We start from the raw sequence: 22347 nt of genomic DNA on the forward strand, positions 1-22347 counted from the left end.
GCCGGATCAGGCGCCGGGCAGGTAGATCACGGCGTAGTCGTCCGCATAGGCCCGCTTCCAGCCCAGTTGGTCGAAGAAGGGAATGCGGTAGTCGCCGGCCGTCAGCAGCGCCCAGCCTACCCCATATTTCTTCAGCTGGGCTTCGAGGAGCGGCTTGCCGTCGCTGTGTGTCGTCTCGTCATCGGTTTTTGTGAAACCGCCCAGGAACAGCTGGTCCGTCCGTCCGTCGATATAGGTCTTGATCCCGTGGAAAATCAGCGTGCCGCCGAAATCGTAGGAATTCAGCACGTTGCCGGACAGATGCTGGCTTTGGGCGAATGCCAGCGCTCCGCTGGCCGACGTCTTCGGGCTCGGCGTGACCTGATAGGTGCTGCCGAGCACGGCCACCGCGCCGACCAGCAAAACAGCTGCCGCACCGCAGATCGCGTAAAACCGCCTGGCGAAGAATTTCTCCAGTCCGTCGCGCTTTTCAGCCAGCCACGCGGTGGCCGAAAGCGAGGGATATTGCTGTGCGACCTCCATCGCGATCACGATCGGAACCAGGAGGAAGAACAGATACATGAAACGCACATGGGCGAGATAGACATGCAAGGTGAAGACGATGAACAACGCCTTGGCCCAGCCAATTCGCAACCCTGACACCAGCAGCCCGAACAGCGCCAGCAGCATCGCAACTTCCTGGACAGGGTAATCCTGCGCATTGAACGCTCGCCATTCCGTGATCAGCGGCACCGCCTCATTGCCATAGGCCACGGCGAAGGTCGCCAGGATGGCCTGGACGCCATAGGGGTGGATCAGGCTGACCAGCGGGCAAAGCAGACCGAATGCGACCCATTTCGCCAGGAGGGCTGGTTTCGAGAAGCCCGTGCGCGCCAACAGATCGAGGCCGGCGAAAGCCGCGATGATGAAGCTCAAGGTGAAGGTGGCGTGCAGGTTCGCCCACAACACAACCAGCACAAGCAGCCACCAGGGTGGTGCCCGTTCTTCCCTTGCCGCACGAAAGAGCATCGCCGTCCAGATGACGATGATCGGGAAGGTGAAGATATGTGGACGCCCTGTATAGATCGGGCTGATCAGGGCCGTGGCGACGAAGGCCAGCGCAATCGCCAGGATCGGCTTCAGCCATGTGCTGAGAAACCACCCCAGCAGGAAAACCGTCAGGGCTATCGTGACGATGATCAGCGTGGCCACGCCGTTCCAACCTCCTGCCCGGTAGGCCAAAGCCAGCAGAACCTGCCCCAGCCATTCCTTGGCAATCCATGGCTGTCCGGCAAACGTATAGGAATAGGGGTCGACCGTAGGAAATGTCCGGTTTGCCAGGAAATCCAGTCCGACCTTTACCTGCCACCAACTGTCGGGATCCTGCAGGACGGAACCGGCAAAGGCAGCCAGCACCGCCGCCATGATACAGGCCGTGAACAGGCAGAATATCAGCCGCGTCCGCTCGTCCAGCGTTGCCGCCTCCACGCTGGCTTGAGCGTCGTTCATGGTGCGCTGCCCCTGATCGCTTCCGATGACAGTTTGGTTCAAGGCGTTCGACACGACGCCCGCCGATGCCCATCGCTCACGAGAATGTTCGGGTCGGCGCTGTCGTCTCCGTGACCTCTACGTCCCACAAACACGAAGTGTGCCGAACCGAGGTAGAAGACAACCGAGTAGGCGCAGATTCCCGCGAGATGGACCAGCGGGCTTTCGATGATGCCGGTTGAACGGGCGGCGATCACGACTGCCAGATTGATGCTGTAAGCGACCAGAAAGACGCCCCCATAGCGCAGCGCGATTCCGGACCGGAAGCCGTCGGCTCTGGTGAAGGTCCATTGGCGGTTGAGGAAGAAGCCGAGGCCAAGGCCGGCGGCATAGCCCGTGGCATTGGAAACGATATCGCCAAGACCGAGTGCCAGCGCAGCCAGAATGACCGCGTATCCCAGCGCCGTGTTCAACAGACCGACGGCGCCAAATCGCAGCATCCGCGGATAGTCAAACGGCAGGTTTGACCGCATGCGCAAAATATTGGGCTCCGACAGGGACCTTGGTGAGGAAACGCTCGACCGGCCTCAGCCTCGCAAGCAGCCGAGGAAAGAAAATCCGGTAGATGATCCGGGTATTGGCAAGGCCCGCCGCGACCATGCGCCTGCGCATCTCGCGTGAGTTTATCAAAACCGCGTTTTCGTCGAAGGCGCAATTTCTCACCGCGTGCGTGGTCAGCGGGTTCCACGGATTGTGTTCGAAGACAAAGAAGCTGCCGCCATCGGCCAGCACCCTGCCGATCTCAGCGAGCAATCCGATCTGGAGGTCCTCGGGAATGTGGTGGAAGACGCAAGCCGCGAAGGCCAGGTCGAAGCTGCCGTCGGCAAAGGGAATTGTCTTGCCATCGAAATGCGTGAATGCGGCTTGGCCGGGAAAGCGCTTGCCGGCGATGTCGAGCGATTCCCGCGAAGGATCGAGCATGGTGATCTCGCTGTCGGGAAACGCGTTGCGCATATGGCCGAGCGAATTGCCGACGCCGGCGCCGAAGTCGAGTATCCGTCGCGGTTTCACGCCAGCCCGCCGCAGCGCCGCCGCGACGTCGTCGATCTTGTACTTGTGGAAGAACTCCGGCGCCTCGCCGCTCAGTCTTATGCTCGCGGCATGCTGCTGCTGGTATTCTCGCGCAAACTGGTCGAACTCCGCCTCAAGCACGTGCGGCCCTCTTTGCCATCTCCTGCAGGCGATGGACGGGCAATTCCTTGTCCTCGGCTGCCTGGCTGCGCGAAACGATCTCGTTGACGAAGTACAGCGGCCGCCGCTTCGTCTCCATGTACATGCGCCCGAGATACTCGCCGAAAATGCCAAGCACCATGAGCTGGACGCTGCCCAGGATCAGCATGATCGCGGCAAGGCTGGTCCAGCCGGGCATGACGTTTCCCTTGGACCATTCGAGCAGGGTGTAGCCGAGTACGACCAGCCCCAGAAGCCCGAACAGCATTCCAAGCAGCGAGGCGAACCGCAAGGGCGCGATGGAAAAGCTGGTCATCGCGTCGACCGCCAGAAGAACCATCTTCTTCAGGGGATAGTGGGTGGTGCCGGCAAAGCGCCGGTGCCGTTCATAGGGGAACGCCACCTGTTTCAGACCGATCCAGCTCACCATGCCGCGAATGAACCTGTAACGTTCGGGCATCGCGTTCAGATGGTCGAGCGCGCGGCGGCTCATCAGCCGGAAATCGCCGGTATTCGGCGCGATCTCGACGTCGACCATGCGGCGCAGCAAGCGATAGAACATCGAGGCGGAGGCGAGCTTGAACCAGCTTTCGCCGTCGCGGCTCAGCCTCTGGCCATAAACGACATCGAAGCCTTCATTCATCTTCGCCATCATCGCGCCGAGCAGCTCGGGCGGATCCTGCAGGTCGGCATCGAGAATGAGAATGCGCTGGCCGCGACAGAATTCGAGCCCCGCGCTCAACGCGATCTGGTGGCCGTAGTTGCGGGCAAGGTCGATGGCGACGACATGGTCGTCCTTTTCGGCCAACTGGAAAATGGCCTCACGCGTGCCGTCCGTCGCGCCATCGATGACAAGGACGATCTCGTAGGAAGGGCCTTGCTCGAGGCAAGCGGCCGTTATCCGCCGATGAAGCTCGGCCATCCCGGCCAACTCGTTGTAGCATGGCACGACCACCGACAGCATGACGGCGCGTCGCGCGGTGTTTTTTTCCGTCTCCACCAAAAGCCTTGCTCCCGCTATTCGAATGGCAATAGCGGCAATTGGTTAGAAAACAGATAAGCCGGCGGGATCGACCGCGGCTACTGGCCGTCCGCTTTTCTGCCGCCAGCGGCCACAGTCACGAACGAACCGGCAGTTCCATGCGGATGCGGGCGCCCCGCCAAGACCCGGTCAATATCCGGATGGTGCCGTCATGCAGAAGGGCGATCTGCCGGGCAAGGTTCAGTCCCAGCCCCGCGCCGCGCGACTGCGGCTGCAAGCGGTAGAAGGGTTCGAAGACATTCTCGTGCTCCGCCGCCGGAATGCCCGGACCCTCGTCGCGCACTTCGACGCCGCCGATCTCGTCGATCGCTATGGTGATCGTGCCGCTGCCGCCGCCATGGTCGATGGCATTGCGCACGAGATTGGCCAGCGCACGCTCGATCTGCAGGACATTGACCTCGACATGGGTCTTGTTGGGCGCGGGCTCGAAGGCAAGGTCATAGCCGGCCTCGATGGCAAGCGGCGCAAAGTCGGCGGCGACCCGGCTGACAAGGTCGCGGAGATCGACGATCTGGCGCTGGTCGGTGGGGCGGTCGAGCAATTGATGGTCGAGCAGCTGTTGGGCAAGATGCGACAGGCGCTCGATGTCGTGCAGCAGGCGCGCGCTTTGCGGCTCCTGCTTCAGCAATTCGGCGCGGGTGCGCAAGATGGCGATCGGCGTGCGCAATTCATGGGCCGCATCGGTGAGGAAGCGGTTGTGCCTGTCGTAACCTTGGGCGAGGCGCGCCAGTGCCTGGTTGAAGGCATGCACCAGCGGTGCGATCTCCTGCGGTACATGCTTGACCGGCAGCTGCATCGCGCGCGTACCGATATCGATGCGCGCGGCCTGCCGGACGGTTTCGACGAGGCCGGCAAAGGACCGGCGCACCACCGCGGGCGTCGTCACCAGGGTCGTGGTTCCCATGACGAGGACGATCGGCAACAGCAGGATGATGATGATGACCGCAAGCGCCGGAAGCGCTTTCTCCCAGTTCCTGCTGCCGTCCGGATTCCTGGCGACGTCGATAGTCGCCGAAATGTTGATTTCGAGGCCGTCGGTTGCGCCGCGCGACGACCGTGTCGCGGCGATGATCTGAACCGTGCCGGCCCTAGTCGAAGCCCTTTCGAGATAGGCCTCCGGCCTCAGATCATCTTCGGAAAATCCGATGGTGGCATGATCGGCCTCGCCAAGCAGGTCACCAAAATTCCTGGTGTAGACATCGGGTATGTTGCCGAAACGGACGCTCTGGCCGCTGCCGTCGCGAACGATGTACCAGACATTGGGGAAACCTTCGCGAAACGAACGCAGTTCGTCGGTCTCGTGGACGATCAATTTGCCGTCCTTGTCGCGGTCGACGGCATCCTTGATGGCGGCAACGGCAGCCTCGTTGTCGATCAGCAGCCTTGGATTGGCGATCCACAGCGCGGCCGCACACAGCACGATGAAGATGAGAAGCGTCGCCGCCTGCAGCAGGATCAGCCGCCGCACCAGCACCCATTGCAGCGAGCGCGTGCGCGGCTTTTTCACGAGGCCGCCCGCAGGAGATAACCGAGGTTGCGGATTGCCCTGATCTCGATGCCGGCGGCGACATCGTCGAGCTTGCGGCGCAGCCGCGAAATGTGGGCATCCAGCGCATTGGAGCCGATCTCGTCGTCCAGGGCATAGACGGCTTCTTCCAGTGCGCCGCGCATGATGGTCCGGCCCGGCCTGCGGATGAGCGTTTCGAGCACCAGCCGCTCACGCCGTGGCAGCTCCAGGGCCTGATCTTCGACAAGCGCCTCGCGATGGCGGAAATCATAGGTGAGACGGCCGACCACCGTCTGGTTGGCGCGCGAGGTGAACGAGCGCCGATGCAAGGCATGGAGCCTGGCAACCAGTTCCACCGTGGCGAACGGCTTGACCATGTAGTCGTCGGCGCCGGCATCGAGCCCGGCCACGCGGTCGTCTAGACCGCTGAGCGCCGTCAGCGCGATGACAGGCACATCCAGATGCAAGGCCCGCAGGCGCGGGATCAGGCTGAGGCCGTCGCCATCCGGCAGGCGGCGATCCAGCACCACGGCGTCATGATATCCGAGCCGCGCCATGGCCTCGGCATCGGCCAGTGTCGCGGCATGGTCGACGATGATGTCCTGGCGCTCGAGCGCCGTCCTCAGCACCGAGGCCATTTCTGGTTCGTCCTCGATCAGCAGGATGCGCATGCGCGCTCTCTTTCACGGGCAACCAGATGGGCATGGGCAACCGGCAGGCTGTGGCAATTCATTCGCATTCCAGCTTCGGTTGACGAAAGTTCTTCATGATGTTCGAGGCACACCCCGTCAGCGCCAGGACGATTGCGACCGAGACCGCCTTTGAGATCCACGCAGGATGGTTTGCACTCCGCTTGGGCATATCCGATTCCCATCATCAAGGTCATCCGCGGCACCTAGGGTGTGAAGATTGCATCGACATTACGGACGAACTGGCTGGGTCCACGGATGCGCGTCGATGCCAGCGCGGATGGACGCAACGCAATTGCGCGGCGCCCATTCTCCGCGGGCACCGCGCAAGGTCTGTTCGGACGGGAGTACAAGACGGCTGGTTCAACCGAACCATCGGCCTGCCCTAGAAGCGATAGTTGATGCCGGCCTTCAGTTCATGGCTACCGATCGTCGTCTTGGATTTGCCGAAGGCCGACGTCGTTTCGACGCCGGGGGTACGGACATAGTCATATTCGACCTTGGCCGAGAGGCCGCCGGCGAAAGCCTGCTCGATGCCGCCGCCGAGGAGGTAGCCGAGTTTCCATCCGTCGCTGCTGTCCACCTTGTCGCCTTTTTCGAATTTGGTCATGGCTACGCCACCGGTTCCAAACAGCAGCGTCTGGTCGAAGCTCAAGCCGGCCTTGGCCTTGGCGGCGCCGCGCCATTTTTCCTTGATCTTGCCGCCTTCGACGTCGTGTTCGGCACCGCCCAGATAGGAACCCTCGATCTCGGCGCCGAGGACGGCTGGGCCCATCTGCTGGTTGTAGCCGGCCTGAACGCCGCCGCTAAGGCCGTTCCTGCCGGCAAACGGGTTTGGCATCCCTGTGAACGCCGTGCCGCCATGCACGCCGACATAGGCGCCGCTCCACTGAAAGGCGGGGGGATCGTTGTAGGCGGGCGAAAGATCGGCAGCCATTGCCGAGCCGTTCAGGCCCATGGCAAGCGCACCTGCCGTCAGCAGCATCATTGCTTGGGGGGACATTGCATTACTCCAACACGCGCGCGCATCCGACGACACGCAGGTTTCTTTTCGAGGAGCCCGACCGGGGGCAGCCAGGGCTCCGATTCGTGTCTCTCAGGGATGGTCACGCGGCCTGGAAACTGGCTTTCGCCAGCTGCGGTGGGGTGAGAAGCGTCCGCGCAACCAGCCACCTGAAAGACGCCGACTGTCTCGCAGGCGAAAATTGCACGCACATTGCGCAAGATTGGAAAAGGACGATTTTGTGCTTTATTTTCAATAAATTATCGCGATCCTGTTTACGCATATTTAACAAATTGGCGCAGGGTTCGATCAGCTCAATGGCGCGACCTTGCCATGCAATGCCTCTTTCGAGGTCTTCGGCACCCGTCGACCTGTCGGCTTGAAGCCGGGAAGCCGAGTGCGTATGTCTGGGCCGACGCCCTCGAGTATGGGCCACCTCAATCGGGAGACAGGCCCTTGTCCGCATTGACGCGCTTTCTCGGCGACTCGCCGCTCAGGGTGATCCTGAAGCTGCTTGTGGTGTCGTTCCTCGTCGGCCTCGTGATGAATGCCTTCGGCTGGTCGCCGATGGACGTGCTCTACGGCATCCAGAAGTTCTTCATCGACCTGTGGAATCTCGGTTTTCACGCCATCGATCGCTTCCTCGGCTACATCCTGCTGGGTGCGGCGATCGTCGTCCCGGCCTTCATCCTGCTCAGGCTTGCCAACTATCGAAAGTGAGCTTTCAAGCGTAGCCGGCCGCAACCTCGAACAGGATGGCGTGGCGCGCGGCGAGTGCGGGCACATCCGTGGAATAGCCGCCACCAATCACGCCGCAGACGGGAATGCCGAGCGCTCGAAAGTGGCTGATCACGATGTCGTCGCGGGCGCGCAGGCCGTCATCCGAAAGCGCCAACCTGCCGAGCCGATCTTCGGCATGGACGTCGACGCCGGCATTGTAGAAGACGATGTCCCAGTGCGCCCCGGCGGACAGCTTAGGCAGGATGGTCGCGAGCCTCTCGATGTAGGCAGCGTCACCCGTGCCGTCGGGCAGTGCGATGTCGAGGTCGGAGGCGATCTTGCGCACGGGGTAGTTGCGGTCGCCATGCATGGAAAAGGTGAACACGCGCGGATCGCCCGCAAGAATATCGGCCGTTCCGTCGCCCTGATGCACGTCGAGATCCACAACCAGGATGTTTCGTGCAACATCCTCGCATAGCAAGGCCAGCGCGGCGACGGCGACATCGTTGAAGGTGCAGAAGCCGGCGCCCTGCGCGCGGCGCGCATGATGGCTGCCGCCGGCGGTGTTGCAGGCGATGCCGTGACGCATCGCGAGCCGCGCCGCCAGCACCGTGCCGCCGGCGGCAAGCTGCGCGCGCAGCGAGACGCGTGGGCCGACCGGAAAGCCGATCTCGCGCTCGATTTTTTCAGGCACGCAGCAACTGATGACCTGGTCGACATAGTCCGCCGCATGGGCAAGCTTCAGCCATGATGCCGGCGCCGGTTCGGCGGTGTTGAGCGCGTCGGGCCTGGCCAGACCGCGTGCGTGCAAGGCCTCCATCAGCAGCGGATACTTGCTCATCGGAAAGCGATGATTGACGGCGAAGCCGGCGTCGTAGTCAGGGTGATGGACAATCTGCAGGGGCATCGGCTGGATCCGGCGGGCTCGCGCCAGACCGGAGATTCGGTTGGCCGTCACGGTATGAGTGATTGCGCGGTGGCCGGAAAATGAGGCACATCGGCTGTTCGATCAAGCCGCAATCAGCAAGGCAGCAATCCCTTGGACAAGGGTGTATCCCCAGCCGACGCCAGATCCTTTGTCGTCACCAACCGTTCCGTGCTTGCCATCGCGGTGCCGATGACGCTTGCCTATCTGACGACACCGATGCTCGGCCTGGTCGACACGGCGGTTGTCGGTCAGTTCGGCGACGCGGCCCTGCTCGGCGGCCTGGCGGCCGGCGCGCTTATTTTCGACGTCGTCTTCACCAGTTTCAATTTCCTGCGCTCCGGCACTACCGGTCTCGTTGCCCAGGCTTTCGGGCGCGGCGACGAACTGGAGGAACAGGCGGTGTTCTGGCGCGCCGTGCTGATCGCTGTCGTCGCCGGCATCGTGCTGGCAGCACTTGCGCCCCTGGTCGCCATATCAGGGCAAAAGTTCATGGGCGCCGAACCGCGCGTCAGCGAGGCGATGGGCGTCTATATCCGCATCAGGCTGCTCGCGGCCCCCTTCTCGCTGATCAACTATGCCATCCTCGGCTATGTCCTGGGGCGCGGCGAGGGCGGGCTCGGGCTGATGCTGCAGCTGGTGCTCAACGGCATCAACATCGCGCTCTGCTTCCTGCTCGGGCTGAAGCTTGGCTGGGGCGTCGCCGGTGTTGCCTGGGCGACCGTCACCGGCGAGTTCCTTGCCATGCTGTTAGGCCTCGCGATCGTGATCCGCCGGTTCCGGGCGGCCCCGTCCTTGCCGCGCCATCGCCTGCTCGACATGGCCGCCTTCCTGCGCATGCTGTCGCTCAACCGCGACATCATGATCCGCTCGTTCTCGCTGCTCGCCGCCTTCGCGCTGTTCACCCGCCAGGGCGCGCAGTTCGGTACAGTGACGCTGGCCGCCAACGCCGTGCTGATGAATTTCTTCCTCGTCGCCGGCTATTTCCTCGACGGCTTCGCCACCGCCGCCGAGCAGCTGGCGGGGCGTGCCGTCGGCGCGCGCGCCGCCATCCCCTTCCGTCAGGCAGTCAAGCTGACCCTGTTCTGGGGTTTCGGGCTGGCGGGCGCCGCGACCCTCGTGCTGCTCACGGCTGGCGCCGGTCTGGTCGCCTTGGTCACGACATCGGAGGAGGTCCGCTCCGTGGCCGACATCTACCTGCCATGGGCGGCGTTCACCGCACTGAGCGGCGTGCTGGCTTTCCAGATGGATGGCGTCTTCATCGGCGCCACCTGGTCGCGCGATATGCGCAACATGATGCTGCTGTCGTTTCTCGTTTTTGCGGCAGCGCTGCTGACCCTGGCGCCTGCCTTCGGCAATCACGGTCTGTGGGCGGCGCTGCATGTCTTCCTGCTGGCGCGGGGCTTCAGCCTGCTGGCAATCCTGCGGCTGCGGATGCGGACGGCGTTCAGCTGAGCGGCTTCGACGCCCATCGATCGAGATGGCTGTCGCGCAACTCGCGAATGGATTTGAGCCGTTCCGTTCCGGCAAAGTGCGCCATCCCGGCGACGATGCGGCCTGGCAGTGCGGGGCCGGCATAGATCATGCTGGTGTAGAGCTGGACGAGATCGGCGCCGGCGCGGATCTTTTCCAGCGCCGTGTCGGTGGAATCGACGCCGCCGACGCCGATGATGGCAAGCTCAGGCCCAAGCAGTTTGCGCATCCTGGCCAGCACGATGGTCGAGCGTTCGAACAGCGGTTTTCCCGACAGGCCACCGGTCTCCTCTGCTATATCGCTGCTGCGCAGTGCGGGCCGGGAAATCGTGGTGTTGGAAACGATGACACCGTCGATCTGTTTTTCAGCGACCTCGGCGGCGATGTCTTCCAGCTCGGCCTCGGCCAGGTCCGGCGCGATCTTGAGGAAGACCGGCGGCTGCACTGTTGCAGCAGTGCGCGCGGCCATGACACGTGACAGAAGCTCGCCAAGCTGCTCGCGCGCCTGCATGTTGCGCAGGCCCGGCGTGTTGGGCGAGGAGATGTTGACTGAGAGATAGCTGGCATAGGGTGCAAAGCGGGTGACGCCGCGCTCATAGTCGCTGATGCGGTCCGCGCTGTCCTTGTTGGCGCCGATGTTGACGCCGACGATACCGGCGCGCCCCTTGCGCGCGGCAAGGCGTTTTTCGGCCGCGGCGTGGCCTTCATTGTTGAAACCCAGCCGGTTGATCACCGCTTCGTCCGCCGTCAACCGGAAGATGCGCGGTTTCGGGTTGCCGGCTTGCGGCAGTGGCGTGACCGTGCCGACCTCGGCGAAGCCGAAACCGAGCCCAAGCAGTGCGTCGGGCACTTCTGCGTTCTTGTCATAGCCCGCCGCCATGCCGAGCGGATTGGGGAAATCGAGACCGCGGACCGTCACCTTCAGCCGCGCATCGCGCGTCGTCCGCGCGCCAACCGGCAGGCCGCATCGCAGCGCCGCGATGGATAGGCCATGCGCGGTTTCCGGATCGAATGTGAACAGCAGCTTCTGGCCGAGCCGGTCGAGCACGCTCATTCGGCCTCCAGTGCCGGGAACTGGTGCGCGCCGTCGGCGCCGAGCGGCAGCGGCCGGACCCACAGCACCGTTTTCAGGTCCAGCACGCCATAAAGATGTGGAAACAGCGCACCGCCACGCGAGACCTCGTATTTCAGCGCGGCGCCCAGACGCGAGCCGTCGATGGCAACCAGCAGAAGGCCGGTCTGGCCAGCGAAATGTTTTGCCGCCGTCTCCTTGACCTGCCCTGCCGTGGAGAAATGGATGAAACCGTCGGCGACATCGATCGGCGCGCCGGTGAAGCGGCCATCTGCTTCGGCCTCGCGCCAAAGCGCTTCCGGGGTTATCTTGTAGATAAACTGAGACATGGTTGCGCTATAGTCCGAACCAGCCACGTGGGAAAGACCACGCCAAGGGTCTTCCCCATTTCCGGCGCAAACATGCGATAATTTCTGGCATTGACCATGGAGGACGACATGCGTCTACAGCACATCTTGATCCCCGCCGCGCTCGTTTCGCTGGTCGCGGCTTCAGCTTATTCGGAAGAAACCGACCGCTACCGGCTGGAAAAGTCTGATAACGGCTATGTCCGCATGGACACGCAGACCGGCGCGATGTCGATCTGCGAGGAGCGCTCCGGCCAGCTCGTCTGCAAGATGGCGGCCGACGAACGCGCCGCTTTCCAGGACGAGGTCGATCGCCTCCAGACCTCGATGAAGGCGATGGACGAGCGCGTCACCAAGCTCGAGAATTCGCTCTCCGCCCGCCTCGAATCGAAACTGCCGAGCGAGGAGGATTTCAACAAGACGATGAGCTACATGGAGCGCTTCGTGCGTGGTTTCATGGGCATCGTCAAGGATATGGACAAGGACAATGGCGGCGGCGCCCAGCTCAACTCGCAGAAGACCTGAGCGTTCAAAAACAGGGAAAACGCGGCGCGCTGGCTTTGCTGCTTGAAAACAGCGCGCAGCCCCTCATAATCGTCCAGCTGATCCCGCAAAAAAGCTAAAAAAATCAGGGATTCCGGGAGGGACATTTGCCGTCAGGCTATTCTTTCGTCATCGCCGACGATCACCCGCTGTTTCGTGGCGCGCTGCGCGAAGCGCTTGCCGGCATCGGCAATGTCGCGGCAATCCACGAGGCCGGCGATTTCGAGAGCGCCAAGGCGCTGGTCGTCGCCAACGAGGATGTCGATCTGGTGCTGCTCGATTTGTCGATGCCCGGCGCCAGCGGCCTCTCCGGTTTGATATCGCTGCGCGGCATCCATCCGGCGGTGCCGTTGGTCGTGGTGTCGGCGCATGACGATCCGGCGACCATCAGGCGCGCGCTCGATCTCGGCGCTTCCGGCTTCATCTCCAAATCGGCCAGCATGGAGGAGATCCGAAGCGCCGTGCAGACGGTGCTTGCCGGCGATATTGCCGCACCCGTCGGCGTCGATCTCGGCGTCGAGCGCGATCCCGAGATCTCCGACCTGATCAAGCGCCTGCAGGCGCTGACGCCGCAACAGACCCGGGTGCTCGGCATGCTGGCGGAGGGCCTGCTCAACAAGCAGATCGGCTATGAGCTCGGTGTCTCCGAGGCCACCGTCAAGGCACATGTCTCCGCCATTCTGCAGAAGCTCGGCGTCGACAGCCGCACCCAGGCGGTGATCCTGCTGTCCAAGATCGGCGGCGACCCGTTGCAGGCAGCCGGCTGACACGCTGTCCCCGTCGAAATCAAACGACTGGACTATTCAGCGGCAGATGCCAGTGGCCTGACCCTGGCCATCATCGAACGTAGCACCGCCGGTTTCAGCGGCTTGTTGATCATCGCAATCTCGAGCCCGCCCGCGGCTGTGCGCACCTCGTTGGAGCGGTCGGCGGTGACCAGCACGGCCGGCATGTCGTCGCCATGGATCGCGCGCAGCCTGACGATGATATCGAGACCGGTTTCGCCGTCGAGATGGTAGTCGGCAAGGACGATGTCCGGGCGGTGTATCGCGGCACCCTCCAGATCCCTCGAACCGGACACCGTGTCGACCTTGCAGCCCCAGCCTTCGAGTAATAGCCGCATGCCTTCGAGGATGCGGGCGTCGTTGTCGATGCAGAGCACGCGCAGCCCGGCCAGCGAAGCCGTGGCGCGGGCAGGAGCCCTGGTTTCGACCTCGCGTCGCGGCTCCTGCACGGCCGCTACCGGCAAGATGACGGAGAACCGCGTGCCCTTGCCCGGATTGGAAAAGATCCGGATCTCCAGGCGCAAAACGCGGGCGATGCGGTCGACGATGGAGAGGCCGAGGCCAAGGCCCTCGGCTTCGCGCGCGCCTTCGTCCAGTCGGGTGAATTCGTGGAAGACGGTGTTCAGCTTGTCGCCGGCGATGCCGATGCCGGTGTCGATCACCTGGATCTCGGCCAGGTCGCCGCGCCGCCTAACGCCGACCAGCACACGGCCGTGGCGCGTGTATTTGATGGCGTTGGAGACAAGATTCTGGATCAGGCGCCGCAACAGGTTGCGATCCGTCATCACGGTCAGCGATGATGCCATGATCGTCAGGCCGAGCTTCTTCTCGGCGGCCAGCGGCCGGAAATCATTGCCGATCTGGCGCAGCAATCCGTCGAGGTTGAAGGCGGTATCGTCCGGCTTCATCGCGCCGGCATCGAGGCGCGAGATGTCGAGCACGGCGCCGAGAATGGTCTCGACCGATTCCAGCGAGGATTCGATGTTGACCGCTGCCTTGCCGGCGGGTCCCTTGCCCGCCTTCTCGATCAGCGACGAGCAATAGAGCCGGGCGGCGTTCAATGGCTGCAGGATGTCGTGGCCGGCGGCGGCGAGGAAGCGCGTCTTGCCGAGATTGGCTTCCTCGGCCAGCATCTGCGCCTGCGCCAGTTCCTCATTGACGCGGGTCAATTCGATGGTGCGGGTCTTGACGCGCTGCTCCAGCGATTCATTGGCGCGCTTCAGCGCCAGATCCTGTTCGACGCGCCCGGAAATGTCGGCATAGGTGGCGACGATGCCGCCATCCGGCATCGGGTTGGAGCGCAGTTCCAGGATGCGGCCGCTGGTCTTCAGTTCCATCTGCCACGGGCTGACGAAACTGGTCAGCCGGTTGAGCATCGCCACGCGCTGGTCCGCCGGAATGTCGCCGCGCTCGGCAAGATGGCGCAGGATGCGGTCGAGCGAGACGCCGACCTGGCCCATCTCGTCGGGCAGGTCGAACAGCGCCCGGTATTGGCGGTTCCAGCAGATCAGACGGAAATCACGGTCGAAGACGGTGATGCCTTGCTCCATCTGGTCGAGCGCGATCTGCAAGAGGTCGCGGTTGTGCTGCAGCGCCTCGGTGGCGTCGTCGAGTAAGCGGAACGCATCCCTGGATTCGCGGTCGTGGCGCCGAAACAGCAGCGACAGGATCAGCCGTGCCGAAGAGGAGCCGACGGCGCTGGCCAGCAACTGCTCGGAAAAGCGGATGACGTCCATGCTCGCCTGCTCTTTGCCGTGCAGCGACGTGCCGTTGGTCTTTTCGAACGACTGGAAGGAGCGCTCGGTGCGTTCGACGCCGAGATAGCGCGCGATCGTGTCCTTGAGGTCGTTGACGGTGATGGCGGTGCGGAAGCGGCGCAGGCTGGGCATCGGCCCGGCATCGCGCGGCACGAAGATCGACGCCTGGATGCGTTCCAGCGGCACCGACGCACGCGACAGCGAGCCGAACACAAAGAACACCGCGTTGATCGACAGGCTCCACAACACGCCGTGGTTCAGCGGTTCGGCGACGGTGCCGAACAGCGCCTGCGGCCGCAACGCCTCGAAGCCGAACAGCCCGTGCACGATGATGTCGGTGTCGGGTGCGGCAAGCGATGGAAACAGCAGCGTGTAGCCCCAGACGAGGATGCCGGCGACCATGCCGAGTGCCGCGCCCCTGCCGTTGGCGCCGCGCCAGATCAGCCCGCCGATCAGGGCCGGTGCGAACTGCGCGATGGCCGCGAACGACATCAGGCCGATCGACGACAGCCGCGCGCTGTTGGTGCTCTCGCGGTAGTAGAGGAAGGCGATGAACAGCAGGATGAAGATCGCCCCGCGCCGCACATTGAGGATCAGCGTCGACCAGTCTTCGTTCTCGGAGGTCGAGGTCTTGAGCAGGCGACGCACGAACAGCGGAATGACGAGGTCGTTGGAGATCATGATCGACAGCGCCACGCTTTCGACGATCACCATGGCGGTTGCCGCCGACAACCCGCCGATGAAGGCCGCCATCGCCAGCAGATCATGGCCGCTGAACAAGGGCAGCGACAGCACGTAGAGATCGCTGCTGGTGCCGGTGCCGACCAGCGACAGGCCGGCAAACGCGATCGGCAGCACGAACAAATTGATCGCCACGAGGTAGAGCGGAAACACCCATGTCGCGGTGCGCAACTCGGCCTCGCCGCGGTTCTCCACAATGGTAACGTAGAACTGCCGCGGCAGCATGATGATGGCGAAGCCGCTCAAGCAAGTCAGCACCAGCCAGGTGGCAAGCGAGGTGTTGTAGCTCATCGCCTGCCGGACCTGTGCATTCTGCGCGAGCTTGTCGAACATGTCGCCCGGGCCGCCGAAGATCAGGAAGGTGACCATCAGGCCGATCGCCAGGAAGGCGGCAAGCTTGACCACGGTTTCGACCGCCACCGCCAGCACCAGCCCGTCCTGGTGTTCGGTGGCGTCGGCATGGCGGGTGCCGAACAGCACCGCAAACAGCGCCAGCAGCATGGCGACGACCAGCGAGATGTCGCTGACGAAGGGATCGAAGGAGGGTGGCGATCCGGTGTAGTGCTCGACCATCAGGCTGACCGAACCGGAGATCGCCTTCAACTGCAGCGCGATATAGGGCACCGCGCCGATGGTCGCGATCAGTGTTGCGATCGCCGCAACGGTGAAGCTCTTGCCATAGCGCGCGCCGAGGAAGTCGGCGATCGAGGTGATCTTCTCGGTCTTGGCCAGCCGCACGATGCGGTTGAGCAGCGGAAAGCCGAACACGAACACCAGCACCGGGCCGGTATAGATGCCGAGGAATTCGAGGCCGCGCTCGGAGGAGAGGCCGACCGAGCCGAAAAAGGTCCATGACGTGCAGTAGATCGCCAGGCTGAGCGCGTAGATGAAGGGCCGGGCGCGGCTAGGCCCGGAAGTCGCCGAACGCCGGTCGCCCAGGCTGGCGATGGCGAACAGCAGCGTCACATAGGCGATCGCGATGATGACGATGAACAAGCCCTGCACGCCTGGAATTTCCTCCTTTGCCGTCTTTTTATCCGGCTTGTCCGAACGCAATCACAGCTTGGCGTTCGAGTCCATTGCGGCTTTGGAAGCATGATCGCGGCCGCGACACTCAGACGGCACCGCCAAGCTGCCGCAACGTAAGGAGAAAGCGGTTGTTTTCTCCTTTTTTGCCCATGTTGCAACCGCAGGTTTTTGTTATGTTGTCTTCAGGTCGATGCCGCGAGGACGGAGCGGCAACACGGCCGGTCATGACAAGGAGGGTCGAATGCTGAAAGAATTCCAGGAATTCATTTCCAAGGGCAATGTGATGGACCTTGCGGTCGGCGTCATCATCGGCGCGGCCTTCGCCAGGATCGTCGATTCCCTTGTCAACGACATCATCATGCCGATCGTCGGCGCGATTTTCGGCGGACTGGACTTCAACAACTATTTCTTCGGGCTTTCCTCGACCGTCAACGCCACCTCGCTGGCGGACGCCAAGAAGCAAGGCGCCGTTTTCGCGTATGGCAGCTTCATCACGGTGGCGCTGAACTTCGTCATCCTCGCCTTCATCATCTTCCTCATGGTCAAGGCCGTGAACAATATGCGCAAGCGGATCGAGCGCGAGAAGCCGGCTGCACCCGCGGCCCCGCCACCGGCCGATGTCGCGCTGCTGACCGAAATTCGCGACCTGCTCGCTAGGCGCTGACCTCCAACAGCATTGCTGGACCAAAACCCCGGTCGTTCGCGGCCGGGGTTTTCTGTTTTCGCATCTGGTAAGGAGCGCTTGTTAACGCCCCGAGATCGGAACGGACCCGCCCATGACTTTGATCGACAGCTTGCGCACGCAGGCCCGCGCCGCGCCCGAAAGCGGCATTGTCGCCGTCGTCAATTATGGCCGCCTGCGCGAGGGCATGATCCCGCTCTGGGCCGGTGAGGGCGACCTGCCGACACCTCAATTCATCACCGATGCCGCGTCGAAGGCGCTGGCCGGCGGCGAGACGTTCTACACCTGGCAGAAGGGCATCCCCGATCTCAGGCAGGCGCTCTCCCGCTACTATGCCAGGCATTTCGGCAAGAGCTTTCCCGAGGAGCAATTCATCGTCACCGGGTCCGGCATGCATGCCATCCAGCTGGCGCTCGCCGCACTTGCCGGTGCCGGCGACGAGGTGGTCTATCTGTCGCCGGCCTGGCCGAATTTCGATGCAGCCGCGGCGATATCGGGAGCCGTTCCGGTGCCGGTCACGCTCGACCATTCCGGCAATGGCTGGTCCTGCGACGTCGAGAAGATCGCCGCGGCGATCACGCCGCGCACCAAGGCGCTGTTCATCAACACACCGTCGAACCCGACCGGCTGGACCGCCGATCGCGAGACCTTGCAGGCGATCCTCGATCTCGCCCGAGCAAAGAACCTCTGGATCATCGCCGACGAGATTTATGCGCTGTTCCACTATGGTCACGGTCGCGCGCCGTCCTTCCTCGACATCGCGACGGCAGAGGATCGTATCCTGTTCGTCAACAGTTTTTCCAAGAACTGGGCGATGACCGGCTGGCGGGTCGGCTGGATCAAGACCCATCCGGTGCTGCAGCAGGTGTTCGAGAACCTGATCCAGTATTCGACCTCAGGCGTCGCCCAATTCATGCAGCGCGGCGCGGTTGCCGCCCTTGACGAAGGCGATGCTTTTATTGCCGAACAGGTGGAGCGGGCGCGTGCGGCGCGCGATCTGGTCTGCGGCATTCTCGGCGCCTCCGGCCGCGCCCGATTCACCGTGCCGCAGGGCGCGTTCTATCTGTTCTTCACCGTCGACGGCATCACCGATTCACGCGCAGCCGCCTTCGACATCGTCGACAAGGCCAATGTCGGTCTGGCGCCTGGCACCGCCTTCGGCCCCGGCGGCGAAGCCTTCCTCAGGCTGTGTTTCCACCGCCGCCTTGACCAGGTCGAGGAAGCGGCGCACCGGCTGGCGAAGTGGATGAAGACTGTTTGAGCCGTCGACGAAGCCCGGAATGAAAATCGCTCCGGCGAGTCAGCTGGCGTGGGTGTCGAGAACCGGAGCGCAGCGGACATTCAGGTCCGTGAGCACCGGAAGCGCAGACACTCGCGTCAGATGGCCGTCGGAGTAGAGTTTCAAACGGGCTTCAGCCGCCTGACTTGGGGACGAGCAGCGGTATGATCCGGTCGCTCTTGGCGACCGACGGCCGGCCTGCCGAACCGTAAGCGATACCCAGCGCGTCCCAGGTCTCGACCAGGGCATCCTGCAGGGCCGCGATCAGCGCGTCGGAATGGAACGGCGTCGGCGTGATGCGCAGCCGCTCGGTGCCGCGCGGCACGGTCGGATAATTGATCGGCTGGATGTAGATGCCGTGCACGCCAAGCAGGCGGTCGCTCGCCATCTTGCAGAGTTCCGGGTCGCCGACGAGCAGCGGCACGATGTGGGTGGAAGACTCCATCACCGGTAGCCCGGCAGCGGCGAGAATCTGCTTTGTCAGTGTCGCCTGCCGATGCTGGGCGTCACGCTCCGCCTGCGAACGCTTCAGATGGCGGATGGACGTGGTGGTGGCCGCGGCGATGGCCGGCGGCAGCGCCGTGGTGAAGATGAAGCCCGGCGCGTAGGAGCGCACGGCGTCGATGACAGCGCTGGTGCCGGTGATGTAGCCGCCAAGCGTACCGAACGCCTTGGCCAGCGTGCCTTGGATGATGTCGATACGGTCGGCCAGGCCTTCGCGCTCGGTGATGCCGCCGCCGCGCGGTCCGTACATGCCGACGGCATGGACCTCGTCGATATAGGTCATGGCGTTGTAGCGCTCGGCGAGTTCGACGATCTGCTTGATCGGCGCGATGTCGCCATCCATCGAATAGACGCTTTCGAAGACGATCAGCTTGGCGCGTTCACGGCCCGCCGCCTGCAAAAGGCTTTCCAGATGCGCGACGTCATTGTGGCGGAAGATCTTCTTTTCCGCGCCCGAGCGCCGCACGCCTTCGATCATCGAGGCGTGGTTCAGTTCGTCCGAGATGATCAGGCAATTGGGCAGAAGCCGCGCGATGGTCGAGATCGACGCTTCGTTGGAGACGAAGCCGGAGGTGAAGACCAGTGCCGCTTCCTTGTCGTGCAGGTCGGCAAGTTCCAGCTCGAGCTCGACCAGCGGGTTGCTGGTGCCGGAAATGTTGCGGGTGCCGCCGGCGCCCGAGCCCATCTTGCCCGCCGCATTCTGGAAGGCGGCTATGACGTCGGGATGCTGGCCCATGCCGAGATAGTCGTTGGAGCACCAGACGGTGATTTCCTCGGCGCGGCCATTGGAACGCCAGATGGCGCGCGGAAACTTGCCTGCAATACGCTCGAGGTCGGCGAAGACGCGGTAGCGACGCTCTGCATGGAGCTGATCGATCGCTTCTTCGAAGAACCGCTGATAGTTCATGTCGACTTCCCAATTTTGCGCGGGATCATAATCATTGCCCTATTGGTCGTCCACCGGGCCTTTTTGGTCAAAATGCCACGCCCCGGACCTGTTCCTAACGACCACGGATCGTGGCCTATTCCGTTGATGTGGATCAATTTTGTTTCAGCACGATGCCACATCCTGGCAACGCCGGTTACCAAGGGTTCTAATGGCCATTCCACGGGCTTTCCAGTAAGGCGATGGTTGAGACAGTTTCCGATAAATCTTGAGATGCGAGGATGCGGATGACGGTTTTGGTGACAGGCGGTGCCGGTTATATCGGCAGTCACATGGTCTGGGAGTTGCTGGATGCCGGCGAGAGTGTCGTCGTTCTCGACCGTCTTTCCACCGGCTTCGAATGGGCGGTGGCGCCGGAGGCGAAGCTGGTCGTCGGCGATGTCGCCGACAAGGAACTGGTCGGCGGAGTCATCAGGGATAACAAGGTCGACGCGATCATCCATTTCGCCGGTTCGATCGTGGTGCCGGAATCGGTCGCCGACCCGCTCGGCTACTACGAGAACAACACCTGCAAGACGCGCACGCTGATTGAAACCGCGGTGCGCGAGGGCGTCCCCAATTTCATCTTTTCCTCGACCGCCGCCGTCTATGGCGGCGCCGGACTGGAGCCGGTGCGCGAGGATGCCCGCCTGGCGCCGGAATCGCCCTATGGCCTGTCCAAGCTGATGAGCGAATGGATGCTGCGCGATGCGGCGATAGCGCATGGGCTCCGCTACACCGCGCTGCGCTATTTCAACGTCGCCGGCGCCGACCCGAAAGGTCGCACCGGCCAGTCGACGCCGGGTGCCACCCATCTGATCAAGGTCGCCTGCGAGACAGCGCTAGGCAAGCGTCCGTTCATGCAGGTTTTCGGCACCGACTACTCGACGCCGGACGGCACCTGCATGCGCGACTATATCCATGTCAGCGACCTGGCGGCGGCGCATCGGCTGGCCCTGCAGCGGCTGCGCGACGGTGGCACCAGCCTCGTCGCCAATTGCGGCTACAGCCATGGCTATTCGGTGCTCGAGGTCATCGACAGCGTGCGGCGTGCCTTCGGCCATGATTTCGAGGTGAAAATGGGTGATCGCCGCCCCGGCGACGCCGCGGCGGTGGTCGCCAATTCGGATCTCGCCCGCGCCGAACTCGGCTGGACCCCGCAACGCGACGATCTCGACCAGATCGTTGCCGATGCGCTCGCCTGGGAGCGTATCCTGACCGGCAAGAACTCCGCACGGGGCTGAACCGGCGGCTTCTCCCCAGGGCTCGCAAGGCGGGCAGTGAAGCGCTATTGAAGACACTTGCGGCAGGGCGTGGAGGCGCTGTGCCGCGAAGAGCTTTGGGGGACGGTATGAAGATAACGGTGCTTGGGGCCGGCGTTGTCGGTACGGCGGCCGCCTATTATCTGGCCAGCGACGGTCATGAGGTCACCGTGATCGAGCGCCATCCGGCGCCGGCGCGTGGCACCAGCCAGTCGAATGCCGGCTTGGTGTCGCCGGGCGATGCCACTGCCTGGGCCTCGCCGGCGGCGCTGAAGACCTTCCTGCGCGCGCTCTACAACCATGATCTCGGCATAAAGGTGCGGCTGCGCTTCGATCCGTATTTCCTCGCCTGGAGCCTGCGCTTCCTGCGCCAGTGCACGAAAGAGCGCTTGCGCGCCAACAGCCGGGTCAAGCTGCGCCTGGCGCTCTATTCGCGCGACTGCATCAACGCCATCTCCGCCGATACCGGCATCGGCTATGACGAGCGCAAAAAGGGCATCCTCTATTTCTTTCGCTCGCAGCACAGTCTCGACACCGGCACGGACAATTATCGCTATCTGGCCGAGCACGGCCTGCCGATCGAGATCGTTGGGCGCGACCGGCTGATCGAGCTTGAACCGGGTCTTGCCGGCGTGAAGGAAAAGATCGCCGGTGGCGTCTATTCGCCGATCGACCAGACCGGCGATTCCCGGCAGTTCGTGGAAAAGCTCGCGGCCCATGCCGCCGAGAAGCTCCGCGTGACATTTCTCTACGGCACGACGGTCGAGGGCCTCGATATCGAAGGCGACCGGGTGCGCGCGGTGATGACGTCGGCCGGGCCGATCGCCGGCGATGCCGTGGTCATCTCCATGGGGCCGGAAAGCGGCCTGCTCGGCCGCCGCTACGGCATCGACCTGCCTGTCTATCCGGTGAAGGGTTATACCGCGACGATTCCCCTGGAGGACGAGACCAGGGGCCCGACGATGGGCGGCGCCGACGAGGACCAGCTGATCGCCTATTCCAGGCTGGGCAACCGGCTGCGGCTCGCTTCGACCGCCGAATTCACCGGTTTCGACCGCGGCCACAAGCCAAGCGACTTCGCCGCCATGTTCAGGACCGGCAAGGACCTGTTCCCAGGCGCCTTCGACGAGAGGAGGGCGGAGCTGTGGGCGGGTCTGCGGCCGATGATGCCCAATTCGGTGCCGGTTATCGGCCAGGCGCGCTACCAAAACCTCTATCTCGACACCGGGCACGGCCATGTCGGCTGGACCATGGCTTGCGGCTCGGGGAAATTCCTTGCCGACCTGGTCGCAGGCCGCAAGCCGGAGATCGACCCGCAGGGGCTGGTCTACGCCAATTGATGGAGAATTAGCCGTCGTGTCGGAC

At 63.4% G+C, this 22347-nt stretch carries 20 protein-coding genes; 8 read left to right on the forward strand and 12 right to left on the reverse strand.

Going from position 1 to position 22347, the window contains the following annotated elements; genetic code table 11:
• Positions 1-6 precede the first annotated feature (6 nt).
• The 7 genes from BPNPMPFG_RS27610 to BPNPMPFG_RS27640 all read right to left on the reverse strand — a co-directional run bounded on the left by BPNPMPFG_RS27610 (position 7) and on the right by BPNPMPFG_RS27640 (position 6938).
• Positions 7-1488, reverse strand: a complete 1482-nt coding sequence (locus BPNPMPFG_RS27610) for a hypothetical protein (RefSeq protein ID WP_258591748.1) — start codon at positions 1486-1488, stop codon at positions 7-9.
• Positions 1489-1526: 38 nt separating this feature from the next.
• A complete protein-coding gene (locus BPNPMPFG_RS27615; protein WP_258591749.1) occupies positions 1527-1940 on the reverse strand; it encodes a GtrA family protein in 414 nt (137 codons plus the stop codon).
• A gap of 37 nt (positions 1941-1977) precedes the next feature.
• Positions 1978-2679, reverse strand: coding sequence for a class I SAM-dependent methyltransferase (locus tag BPNPMPFG_RS27620; RefSeq protein WP_258591750.1), 702 nt, complete (start codon positions 2677-2679; stop codon positions 1978-1980).
• Positions 2672-3661 carry a glycosyltransferase family 2 protein gene (locus tag BPNPMPFG_RS27625; protein WP_258596949.1) on the reverse strand — a complete coding sequence of 330 codons (990 nt, stop codon included), beginning with the start codon at positions 3659-3661 and terminating at the stop codon, positions 2672-2674. Before BPNPMPFG_RS27625 ends, BPNPMPFG_RS27620 begins: the two co-directional genes overlap by 8 nt.
• Positions 3662-3815: 154 nt before the next feature.
• Positions 3816-5246, reverse strand: a complete 1431-nt coding sequence (locus BPNPMPFG_RS27630) for a sensor histidine kinase (protein ID WP_258591751.1) — start codon at positions 5244-5246, stop codon at positions 3816-3818.
• The gene (locus BPNPMPFG_RS27635) at positions 5243-5917 is read right to left on the reverse strand and encodes a response regulator transcription factor (protein ID WP_258591752.1); all 675 of its coding nucleotides are present in this window, start codon (positions 5915-5917) and stop codon (positions 5243-5245) included. Before BPNPMPFG_RS27635 ends, BPNPMPFG_RS27630 begins: the two co-directional genes overlap by 4 nt.
• A gap of 403 nt (positions 5918-6320) precedes the next feature.
• Positions 6321-6938: an outer membrane protein gene (locus BPNPMPFG_RS27640; protein WP_258591753.1), complete on the reverse strand. Its 618-nt coding sequence runs from the start codon at positions 6936-6938 to the stop codon at positions 6321-6323.
• 456 nt (positions 6939-7394) lie between these two features.
• On the opposite strand from BPNPMPFG_RS27640, the gene BPNPMPFG_RS27645 reads away from it, so the two are divergent.
• Positions 7395-7658, forward strand: coding sequence for a DUF6460 domain-containing protein (locus tag BPNPMPFG_RS27645; RefSeq protein ID WP_258591754.1), 264 nt, complete (start codon positions 7395-7397; stop codon positions 7656-7658).
• A 4-nt stretch (positions 7659-7662) separates the two neighbouring features.
• Here BPNPMPFG_RS27645 and BPNPMPFG_RS27650 read toward each other — a convergent pair whose 3' ends face one another.
• Positions 7663-8565: a histone deacetylase family protein gene (locus BPNPMPFG_RS27650; protein WP_258591755.1), complete on the reverse strand. Its 903-nt coding sequence runs from the start codon at positions 8563-8565 to the stop codon at positions 7663-7665.
• Positions 8566-8697: 132 nt separating this feature from the next.
• Here BPNPMPFG_RS27650 and BPNPMPFG_RS27655 point away from each other — a divergent pair, with 132 nt between their 5' ends.
• Positions 8698-10038, forward strand: a complete 1341-nt coding sequence (locus BPNPMPFG_RS27655) for an MATE family efflux transporter (RefSeq protein WP_258591756.1) — start codon at positions 8698-8700, stop codon at positions 10036-10038.
• On the opposite strand, the gene BPNPMPFG_RS27660 is transcribed toward BPNPMPFG_RS27655, so the two are convergent.
• On the reverse strand, positions 10031-11110 hold the full coding sequence (locus BPNPMPFG_RS27660) for a quinone-dependent dihydroorotate dehydrogenase (protein WP_258591757.1): 1080 nt from the start codon (positions 11108-11110) through the stop codon (positions 10031-10033). The two genes, BPNPMPFG_RS27655 and BPNPMPFG_RS27660, sit on opposite strands and share 8 nt — an antisense overlap.
• On the reverse strand, positions 11107-11457 hold the full coding sequence (locus BPNPMPFG_RS27665) for a DUF952 domain-containing protein (protein WP_258591758.1): 351 nt from the start codon (positions 11455-11457) through the stop codon (positions 11107-11109). Before BPNPMPFG_RS27665 ends, BPNPMPFG_RS27660 begins: the two co-directional genes overlap by 4 nt.
• A gap of 108 nt (positions 11458-11565) precedes the next feature.
• On the opposite strand from BPNPMPFG_RS27665, the gene BPNPMPFG_RS27670 reads away from it, so the two are divergent.
• Both BPNPMPFG_RS27670 and BPNPMPFG_RS27675 read left to right on the forward strand, forming a co-directional pair.
• On the forward strand, positions 11566-12000 hold the full coding sequence (locus BPNPMPFG_RS27670; protein ID WP_258591759.1) for a hypothetical protein: 435 nt from the start codon (positions 11566-11568) through the stop codon (positions 11998-12000).
• Positions 12001-12125: 125 nt separating this feature from the next.
• Positions 12126-12785, forward strand: a complete 660-nt coding sequence (locus tag BPNPMPFG_RS27675; protein WP_258591760.1) for a response regulator transcription factor — start codon at positions 12126-12128, stop codon at positions 12783-12785.
• A 32-nt stretch (positions 12786-12817) separates the two neighbouring features.
• On the opposite strand, the gene BPNPMPFG_RS27680 is transcribed toward BPNPMPFG_RS27675, so the two are convergent.
• On the reverse strand, positions 12818-16306 hold the full coding sequence (locus BPNPMPFG_RS27680) for a PAS domain-containing hybrid sensor histidine kinase/response regulator (protein WP_258591761.1): 3489 nt from the start codon (positions 16304-16306) through the stop codon (positions 12818-12820).
• A gap of 265 nt (positions 16307-16571) precedes the next feature.
• Here BPNPMPFG_RS27680 and mscL point away from each other — a divergent pair, with 265 nt between their 5' ends.
• Positions 16572-16994 carry a large conductance mechanosensitive channel protein MscL gene (gene mscL, locus BPNPMPFG_RS27685; RefSeq protein WP_258591762.1) on the forward strand — a complete coding sequence of 141 codons (423 nt, stop codon included), beginning with the start codon at positions 16572-16574 and terminating at the stop codon, positions 16992-16994.
• Positions 16995-17106: 112 nt separating this feature from the next.
• The gene (locus BPNPMPFG_RS27690) at positions 17107-18273 is read left to right on the forward strand and encodes a pyridoxal phosphate-dependent aminotransferase (RefSeq protein WP_258591763.1); all 1167 of its coding nucleotides are present in this window, start codon (positions 17107-17109) and stop codon (positions 18271-18273) included.
• A gap of 151 nt (positions 18274-18424) precedes the next feature.
• On the opposite strand, the gene hemA is transcribed toward BPNPMPFG_RS27690, so the two are convergent.
• Positions 18425-19702 (reverse strand): 5-aminolevulinate synthase, encoded by a 1278-nt coding sequence (gene hemA, locus BPNPMPFG_RS27695; RefSeq protein WP_258591764.1) that lies wholly within the window; start codon positions 19700-19702, stop codon positions 18425-18427.
• Positions 19703-19968: 266 nt separating this feature from the next.
• On the opposite strand from hemA, the gene galE reads away from it, so the two are divergent.
• Both galE and BPNPMPFG_RS27705 read left to right on the forward strand, forming a co-directional pair.
• Positions 19969-20964, forward strand: coding sequence for a UDP-glucose 4-epimerase GalE (galE, locus tag BPNPMPFG_RS27700; RefSeq protein ID WP_258591765.1), 996 nt, complete (start codon positions 19969-19971; stop codon positions 20962-20964).
• A gap of 107 nt (positions 20965-21071) precedes the next feature.
• On the forward strand, positions 21072-22322 hold the full coding sequence (locus BPNPMPFG_RS27705) for a D-amino acid dehydrogenase (RefSeq protein ID WP_258591766.1): 1251 nt from the start codon (positions 21072-21074) through the stop codon (positions 22320-22322).
• The last annotated feature ends 25 nt before the right edge of the window (positions 22323-22347 follow it).

This window comes from Mesorhizobium sp. AR07 (assembly GCF_024746815.1).
In the GTDB taxonomy this organism is placed as follows: Bacteria; Pseudomonadota; Alphaproteobacteria; order Rhizobiales; family Rhizobiaceae; genus Mesorhizobium.

Excerpts from the sequence above, each read along its gene's own strand:
- BPNPMPFG_RS27610 (WP_258591748.1), bottom strand. The coding sequence starts at position 1,488 with ATGAACGACGCTCAAGCCAGCGTGGAGGCGGCAACGCTGGACGAGCGG.
- BPNPMPFG_RS27625 (WP_258596949.1), bottom strand. The coding sequence starts at position 3,661 with ATGCTGTCGGTGGTCGTGCCATGCTACAACGAGTTGGCCGGGATGGCC.
- BPNPMPFG_RS27635 (WP_258591752.1), bottom strand. The coding sequence starts at position 5,917 with ATGCGCATCCTGCTGATCGAGGACGAACCAGAAATGGCCTCGGTGCTG.
- BPNPMPFG_RS27640 (WP_258591753.1), bottom strand. The coding sequence starts at position 6,938 with ATGTCCCCCCAAGCAATGATGCTGCTGACGGCAGGTGCGCTTGCCATG.
- BPNPMPFG_RS27650 (WP_258591755.1), bottom strand. The coding sequence starts at position 8,565 with ATGCCCCTGCAGATTGTCCATCACCCTGACTACGACGCCGGCTTCGCC.
- BPNPMPFG_RS27660 (WP_258591757.1), bottom strand. The coding sequence starts at position 11,110 with ATGAGCGTGCTCGACCGGCTCGGCCAGAAGCTGCTGTTCACATTCGAT.
- BPNPMPFG_RS27665 (WP_258591758.1), bottom strand. The coding sequence starts at position 11,457 with ATGTCTCAGTTTATCTACAAGATAACCCCGGAAGCGCTTTGGCGCGAG.
- BPNPMPFG_RS27670 (WP_258591759.1), top strand. The coding sequence starts at position 11,566 with ATGCGTCTACAGCACATCTTGATCCCCGCCGCGCTCGTTTCGCTGGTC.
- mscL (WP_258591762.1), top strand. The coding sequence starts at position 16,572 with ATGCTGAAAGAATTCCAGGAATTCATTTCCAAGGGCAATGTGATGGAC.
- BPNPMPFG_RS27690 (WP_258591763.1), top strand. The coding sequence starts at position 17,107 with ATGACTTTGATCGACAGCTTGCGCACGCAGGCCCGCGCCGCGCCCGAA.
- hemA (WP_258591764.1), bottom strand. The coding sequence starts at position 19,702 with ATGAACTATCAGCGGTTCTTCGAAGAAGCGATCGATCAGCTCCATGCA.
- galE (WP_258591765.1), top strand. The coding sequence starts at position 19,969 with ATGACGGTTTTGGTGACAGGCGGTGCCGGTTATATCGGCAGTCACATG.
- BPNPMPFG_RS27705 (WP_258591766.1), top strand. The coding sequence starts at position 21,072 with ATGAAGATAACGGTGCTTGGGGCCGGCGTTGTCGGTACGGCGGCCGCC.